We start from the raw sequence: 7,948 nt of genomic DNA, 5'->3' as shown, positions 1-7,948 counted from the left end.
GGTTGATCAGATAATAACATCCGAGTAAGATGCGGTTGATCGTCAGGCAGAAATCCGAATCATGAATCAGGTATTCCAGATAGACTGCGCCGGCCCGGTAGCATCTTCTTCCTATATCAACGGTAATGTACGAACTGATAGAAAGGAAAAGCAGATATGAAATGATATTAAACATGGAACAGTTAATTGATATGATAAATCCTGTCTGATGCTGAATTCTGTTTTTTTAATTGCCTTCTGTAATCATTTGCACAGATCAGATAATAAGTAAGGGCCAGGACCGGTGTGCCGTATATGGCAAAACTCATCACGCGCCTGCCGTAAATAGTCCAGAAACGGTCTATGACAGATATTTCATCAACTGCTGCCAGTGAAAGAAGGGTTATGATAAAAAGCATACTGACAGTATAACAGATGATGAACATGATATTTTTTCTGTAAGCAGCGGAAAACATTTTACGGTTGGCGCTGATCAGATGAACCACCGCAATCAGAAAGTACACAGCAATACCAAAATCTTTAACAAATGGCTGAAAATGCGGTATAACCGACATAAGGAGCAGGAAAAACAGCAGAGACTGTATATAAAAATCGGTGGTAATAAAAGTTTTCATGGTTATCATTTTTACTAATTTTTCTGATGAAGCCCGAAATAAAAAATCAGGAACAAATGAATGATTAAATTTTTCATAATTATAAAATTTTCAATAATATTTGAAAGTTTAAATGAAATAAAAAAGGCTTCTGCCTTTTACACTTTGTCAAAGTTAAAATCTTTGAAAAAGTTTTACCTGTTTTTACATATCACTATTTCAACAGATTGGTAATTTTCCCTACCAGCCAATGGTCGTCGCTTTTGATCGCCAGGTCCATGATGTTGTTGATCTTTCCGGTAACCGTACTGAAATCGTTCATCAGCCTGATAAATTCTTCGGCGCCTTCCGCATCTTTGTCTTCGATGTCCTTCAGCTCTTCCAGAAAGGAAATGACCGGTTCTATTTCCCGCTTCCTCCTCTCTTTGGTGATCTGTTTGAACAAAAACCAGACATCCTTTTCAGCAATGAAGTATTCTTTACGGTCACCCTTTACAAACTCCTTCTTCACGATTCCCCAGTCCATCAGTGCCCTGATGTTCATGTTGGCATTTCCCCTCGAAATTTCCAGCTGCTGCATCACCTCATCGGTAGAAAGCGGCTTTTCACTCGCGATCAGCAAAGCATGAACCTGTGCCATCGTCCGGTTGATCCCCCAATTGGTGGCGAACGTTCCCCAGGTCTGGATGTATTTTTCTTTAGCTTCCGAAAGTGTCATTGTTCTGTTGTTTCAGTTTCTTATGACAAATGTAATTATATTTTTTGAATTTTCAATAATTTTTGAAAGTTTATTTAAAATAAAAACAGGCATTTCTGAAATGCCTGTTGATACTAACTTTTAACTTACTATTCTGAGATCGTCTCTGCTTATTTATTACAATCCTGAAATCGTCCTGTTTTTTAAGGAATTGACTTTAAATGAAAATTCTAATTTTCTGGTCTCGTTGGCGTTTAACAGGATATCCCAGGTCAGTTCACCTGTCTCTTCATTATAAACGGCACCTCCTTTATTGACCAGCGTTATGATGAGCTGCTTATCCTGAGAGACCGGAATTCTGTCTTTGATTCTGATCTTAACCTTTTCACTTTTATTGTTGCGGATGGTCAATTGATAAGCAAACTGCTGTTCTTTATTGGATGAAGAAATACTCTTTTCCATGGTTTTATCTTTAACCGCTTCTCTTTTGACGCTTATTCTTTTATCATCGCCCAGCGTGAGTAAAAGTTTAGTGTCTGTATTTTCTGCGTTAAGGGTTGTTTTGCCGACGTTCGTATTTTCGAAAATTACATTCGCTTCTGCATTGATGAGGTTGTATTTATCAAGATTATCGAGTTCTGCAATCAGATACACTGTTCTGTCAATTTTCGGAATGGTATAGTACGTATAGTTTGCTGGAATTTCTGTCCTGTCCAGATTAATGCTGTTATCCTTGTTATTGGATAAAATGGTATACCGGTCTTTCAGGTCGTAGGCCACATTCAGCTGATTCCTGGAAACGGTTGAACCAACCAGGGCAACTTCGGAGACACTCATTTCTTTTTCAGCATATGACATCGATCTGACAGATACAGAAGATTCATCTCTGTTTATCTTTACTCCTGCAACGGCTCCTGCGAAGGGCTCCTGATAAAAAACGCTCCATGCAGGTAAGAAAGGAATCTGTTTTTTAACATTCGGATATCCGGAAACGAGATGAAGCTCAACATTTTTCCAGTCCAGCCCGGAATTCTGTCTAACCATTGCTTTATACAGCAACTGTGCTTTGGAATTTATATCGGGAACAACAACATCATAATAGGGCCTCCACAAAGCTTCACGGATGCTGTATCGGATGTCTAAATTGACATCTTCCGAACCTTCGCTCGAAATCTGCAGCACCAGTTTCCCTTTAGGATATTTTTCAAGTTCCTGATTGTTGAGATCAAATTTTGTCCGTAATTTATCCAGCTTTTCAGCCACAGAAGAATAGGAAGTTTCAGCCTTATCCAGCTGTATGCTCAGTTCAGTCCTTTTTTTCTGATAATAATCAATGAGCTTTTCAAGTTCTTTTGAATAGGAAGTGGATCCTGCATTAATCATTTGATTTTTATCCAAAATACCAATGCTGTTTGCTAATGCTGTTTTCTGAAAGTCCAGATCCTTTAATTTTTTCTCCATAAGGGAGATGCTGTCCAGGACAATCTTATGCTGCGGGTTTCTTTTATCCAGTTCCGTTTTGTAAAAATTTTCATCTGTTGTGAATCGATACGTAAGAACTGAAACTTTAGATCGGGAGCCTATTTTTATAGTACTTTCATCGATATTCTGTGCAACATTTGTAATCACAACTTCTGAGCTCCCTTTCGGAATTTTAAATGTGCTGTTGCTGTATAGTTCTGCAGACTGTTCATATAAAGTAACTGAATTTAATTTCGCTTCCGCAATTACAGGTTTTTGCCCGAATGCCATAGTTGAAATACCGCATAAAGCAACGATAATGACCTTTTTCATATGGTAACGTTTATTTATTTTATCTCCTGATAATCCTTGATCATTTTTACGAATCCACTTCTGTCCCCTTCTTTATCTTCGCCCTTGTTTTCTTTGGCAAGCCGCTCGATTTCCGATAGGTTTTTTTGGGTAATTAATTTAGAATCTCGTAAAACCAGCCCGAACCAGGCAACGGAAGAAGCAAACTTAAAATCGGAGCTCACCTTCGGGGTATCTGAATTTTTGATGACCTGCACCATTTCTGCGCTCTTTGACCCCTGAGGTTTTTTATATCTGAATTTTACGGTTCCGAATTCATCGCCAAATCCTTTTGTTGCAGCAGTGGAAGCATATTTAAGCTTGTTCTGCTTCGGCAGAAACTTCGAATGGCTGTTGGCCGGAATGATCTCATACAACGCCGTTACGGTATGGCCGCTGCCCAGTTCTCCTGCATCAACTTTATCATTTACAAAATCCTCGTTTCTTAATTTCCGGTTTTCATAACCGATCAGGCGGTACGATTTCACATATTTCGGATTGAACTCGATCTGGATTTTAACGTCTTTTGCAATGGTGTAAAGGTTACCGGCAAACTCCCTTCCCAGGAATTTATTGGCTTCCTGCAGGTTATCGATATACGCATAATTTCCGTTTCCTTTATCGGCCAGCGTTTCCATCTTATGGTCTTTGTAATTCCCCATTCCGTAGCCCAGGCAGGTAAGAAATACTCCGGATTTTCTTTTTTCTTCGATCAGACTTTCCAAATCACCCGTGGAAGAAACACCGACGTTGAAATCACCATCGGTCGCTAAAACCACTCTGTTATTTCCTCCCTTAATGAAACTTTCCCGGGCCAGTTTGTAAGCCAGCTCGATACCGGCTCCTCCGGCTGTGCTTCCTCCCGCACTCAACTGATCCAGGGCGTCGGTTATTTTTCTTCTTTCAGCTACGGAAGTCGGAGGTAAAACCACCCCGGCACTTCCTGCGTACACCACAATGGCTACTTGATCTGCCGGCCGCAGCTGATCCAACAATATTTTTAAGGAAGACCGCAGCAACGGCAGCTTGTTTTCTTCTGCCATGGAACCCGAAGTATCAATCAGGAATACAATGTTGGAAGGCGGAAGGTTATCCATCGGAATATTCTTTCCTTTCAATCCGATTTTCAGCAGTTTATGGCCAGGATTCCACGGAGCAGTCCCAAGTTCGGTATTGATGGAAAAAGGCTGCCTGTCTTTAGGCTGAGGATAATTGTACTTAAAATAATTAACCATTTCCTCGATCCTCACTGCATCTTTCTGTACTTCTCCATCTTCAATCATTCTTCTGACATTGGAATACGAAGCATGGTCTACATCAATTGAAAAAGTCGATAACGGCTGATTTTTTGTCAGTTCAAAAGGATTCTCAATCAGTCGGTCATACGCTTCATCATTGTAATCCCTGTTTTTAACGAAATGTTTCTTCTTACCTGTTTTATGATGGTTGACAGGACTACGGTACGATTGTTTCCGAAAAGAAGTAACCAGAACCGATTCTACCTCCACCGCGGTTGCCATTTTCGGTTTCGGACAGCCATTGTATTCCGGCAGGCCGGGAACAGTCGGGCAGGCATCATCCTTATCGAGGATTCCGTCGCCATCGGTATCCGGCCAGGGGCAGCCGTTGTTTTCCTGAGGTCCGGCTACGGACGGGCAGCCATCATCGTCATCGTTTATCGCATCACCATCTGAATCCGGGAATGGACAGCCATTGTTTTGTATAGGCCCGGGAACATCTTTACACTGATCGTCCTTATCAGGAATTCCGTCTGCATCTCTATCCGGCCAGGGACAGCCTTTGTTTTCCACCGGTCCCGGAACCTCCGGGCACTTATCTCGTCTGTTTTTAACACCATCCTGGTCTCTGTCTTTTTTAAGACTCAACTTTTGGGTTTCTTTATTCTGATCCGAAATGGTTTTGGTTTTGCAGCCCTGAAGGATCATCAGAGCCAATATACTGATTGCTGTTTTTTTCATAGTGTATCATTTTTATAGTCCGCTGATTCTTTCTTTTAGGATGTGAAAAGCCGGAATGGTTGCAATTCCTGTTGCCGGATCAAGGTTGTACATATGATCTGATTCCTTCATTCCAGGCTCTGGCTTCCGGCATATAGTACAGATAGACATGGCTGGCCTTTCCGGTATAGGTGCCTGCAAATTCCGCTTTCAGGTCCAGGTGGACGCTTTTTGTTTCACTCGCTTCGAAATGTTCCCAGTACAATACCAGGTAATTATCGAAAATTTCATAGTAAGAAACCTGCTTTTTTTCCACAAGGTCTTTCAGCAGGGCATTCTGAAGTGTCAGTCCGGCCGGGATCCCGATTTTGGCTGTTACCATCGGTAATGGTCCGTTGATCCGGTTTTTTACAGTTACGGTCATACGGCTGGTCTCTCCTACTTTAGGTTCCGGTGATTTCAGCGTTGTTTCCAGTACTAATGGGACTGCTGAGTTTTCCGGCGCCTTCAATGTATAATATTCGTATTCCAATTGATAAGGCAGCCCTTTGTCTTTCGGATACTGTACCGAGATGATATTTTCACCGGATGCGAAAGCAGAAGCAATGGATTGCTCCGGCTGTACCTGCGCCCCGTTTATCTTTACAGCCGGTTTTTCCTGGCCGTAGAGTTTTTCATTTTCAGCGAAAAAACCGGACAGTGCTTCCAGTGCCAGCGTTGTAGCCTGGGTGGAACCAAAGCCATGATAGCCGTTGCTGTTCATCAGGCGGTCGGCTGCTGCTGTTTTTTCAAGTGGACTTAGCATTTTGTCCTTCTGCTGGGCCATCATATACAGTGCGGTGGTCTCGGAATCGGCAGAACTTCCCTGCGAGCCGGTAAAAGTGGATTTTACATTCCACGACTTACCGGTAAACTGGTTGTCCAGGATTTCCATCAGCTGACGGTACTCATGGGTTCTGCCGAAATTTACAGCTGCATTGGCCATCAGGGCAAGTTGATAGGGATCTTTTGTAGCCATTGCACGCTTCATACTGACTTCAAATGCATCATGAAGGTCTTCCTGTATTCCCATCTTCGAAAGGGCATACAGCACATATATATTTCTGGCCCATTGATATTCTGACGAAGCAGGGGAATTTTCATAGCTTCTTTTTACTTCGAAAATCCCGTTCCTGTTTTTCTTCGAGCGTATGAATGAAATCAGGTTGCCGATTATTTTGGGATCAATATCCACATATTTCTTCAGATCCCTGAATTCCAGCAGCGCAAAAGCAGAGAGGGCTACATCCGATTCCGAAGATGCGAAATAGGAAAATCCGCCGTCCCCGTTTTTATAGCTCAGCATCTTCTGATAGCCTTTTTTCATATTCCGGATCGCAAGTCTTTCTGTTTCGGGTGTTATGGCATGAATGGATTTCAGATAATCGAGAATGAAGATATTCGGATATACAGTGGAAGAAAGCTGCTCGAAGCACCCGTACGGCTCCCTTTTAAGCCTGTCCATATCTTCAAACAGCTGTAGTGCCCTGTTGCTGTAAACATGATAAGAGGAGATCAGACTGCCGCTGATATAGTCAGGAATGCTGATTTTCATTTCCTGCGTTTTATGATTGGTTATTGAATACCGGTGCGGAAATCCTTTTTCCTCCACTGTAAAAGGTAACATTACCGTCTCCCGGAAATTCCCGGAACTCAATGTAAACCGGATGTTGGAATCAACCTTTTCATCGGCCTGTATCTCCACAAACATCCTGCCGGATTGCAATGGTTTGAGGGAGATCACCGTATCCGCTTTTACCAGATGTACCCGGTTCGGCACAATAACATCCATTACAACCGCTCTGGTTTCCGCGGAATTATTTTTAATCACTACAGGGATTTTCATCCGGTCTGTCCTGGTAAGATACTGTGGAATTTTGGCATCAGCGGAAATCATGCTCTGGGTAGCATAAGTAGTTTCATCCCGTCCTATCAATCCTCCTGCTGAGATTCCTTCCGTAAGGGTCCGGAAAGTTGTTGTAGCATCCGAATTATAGAATTCCACTCTGGCTTTCCCGTTTTTACCGGTTTCCACCACCGGATTCCAGTACAGGATCTCACGGTAATCAAACCTGTACGGCGTCCGGGTTGTTTCATAAACCGGATACGAGAATTTTCTGGCTCTGGCATATGATTCAAGACTGTCCCGACTGACAGCTTTTACTGCAAAATAAGTTTTGGGAGTAATATCCATTGCATGCCCGGAATTGCCGTACCTGGCGGAAGTAACCAGTATGACCCCATTCACGCCCTGGCTGCCGTAAACAGCTGTTGCCGCCGCATCCTTCAGTACAGTTACTGAACTGATATCCTGCGGATTGATCCGGTCATTGAAATGTTCCACCGGAATACCGTCTACAACAAATAGCGGGCTTTTGCCTGAAATGGAACGCGAACCCCGGATTGTTACATATCCGTTCACCTGATTACCGGAAGGTACAACCTCAAGACCCGCTACTTTCCCTGCCAGAGAAGATAGCTCCGGAACCTCTTCTGCACGGACTGATGTCAAAGCTCCTGTAACAGAAGCCTCTCTCTTTATACCCATTGCTCCTGTCACAATGACTTCATTGATATTCTGTTCCCTGGAAACCGTATCGGAAACAACAGGTCTTCCCACCATTTTTCCGGAAGGTGTACCTGCCCGGGCAATGTCCCTGTCTGCCTTTTTTGTTTCAGTCCTCTCTATTGCTTCCGTTATGGCTTCATCTGCCTCAGCAGTGCCACGTCCTGATTTCTCAACAGGACTGATGTTCAGCTTGTAAGATAAAATCCGTATTTCCACTTTCTTTTTCGGCTGGAAGGATCTCGCAATGATTTTATAGTTTGAATTTTGAAGATCGGTGAAA

5 protein-coding genes are annotated in these 7,948 nt (G+C 42.8%); all 5 read right to left on the bottom strand.

The features are described from left to right. Positions 1 to 182: 182 nt before the first annotated feature. Positions 183 to 614, bottom strand: coding sequence for a hypothetical protein (locus QZ735_RS00725; protein ID WP_294243278.1), 432 nt, complete (start codon positions 612 to 614; stop codon positions 183 to 185). Between the two features lie 193 nt (positions 615 to 807). Continuing rightward, complete coding sequence (locus tag QZ735_RS00720) at positions 808 to 1,311, bottom strand: transcriptional regulator (protein ID WP_294243276.1); 504 nt, start codon at positions 1,309 to 1,311, stop codon at positions 808 to 810. 156 nt (positions 1,312 to 1,467) lie between these two features. After that, complete coding sequence (locus QZ735_RS00715; RefSeq protein ID WP_294243273.1) at positions 1,468 to 3,084, bottom strand: DUF4139 domain-containing protein; 1,617 nt, start codon at positions 3,082 to 3,084, stop codon at positions 1,468 to 1,470. Positions 3,085 to 3,098: 14 nt separating this feature from the next. Next, a complete protein-coding gene (locus tag QZ735_RS00710) occupies positions 3,099 to 5,081 on the bottom strand; it encodes a VWA domain-containing protein (protein WP_294243272.1) in 1,983 nt (660 codons plus the stop codon). 79 nt (positions 5,082 to 5,160) lie between these two features. Next, a partial coding sequence (locus QZ735_RS00705) for a TonB-dependent receptor plug domain-containing protein (protein ID WP_294243270.1) occupies positions 5,161 to 7,948 on the bottom strand: 2,788 nt, incomplete at its 5' end.

It is taken from the genome of uncultured Chryseobacterium sp. (assembly GCF_913776365.1).
Taxonomy (GTDB): Bacteria; Bacteroidota; Bacteroidia; order Flavobacteriales; family Weeksellaceae; genus Chryseobacterium.
The sequence above is the reverse complement of the archived record's forward strand: the minus strand, read 5'-3'. Positions and strand labels throughout refer to the sequence as shown.

Coding starts and splice junctions, on each gene's coding strand:
- QZ735_RS00715 (WP_294243273.1), bottom strand. CDS start 3,084: ATGAAAAAGGTCATTATCGTTGCTTTATGCGGTATTTCAACTATGGCA.
- QZ735_RS00725 (WP_294243278.1), bottom strand. CDS start 614: ATGAAAACTTTTATTACCACCGATTTTTATATACAGTCTCTGCTGTTT.
- QZ735_RS00710 (WP_294243272.1), bottom strand. CDS start 5,081: ATGAAAAAAACAGCAATCAGTATATTGGCTCTGATGATCCTTCAGGGC.
- QZ735_RS00720 (WP_294243276.1), bottom strand. CDS start 1,311: ATGACACTTTCGGAAGCTAAAGAAAAATACATCCAGACCTGGGGAACG.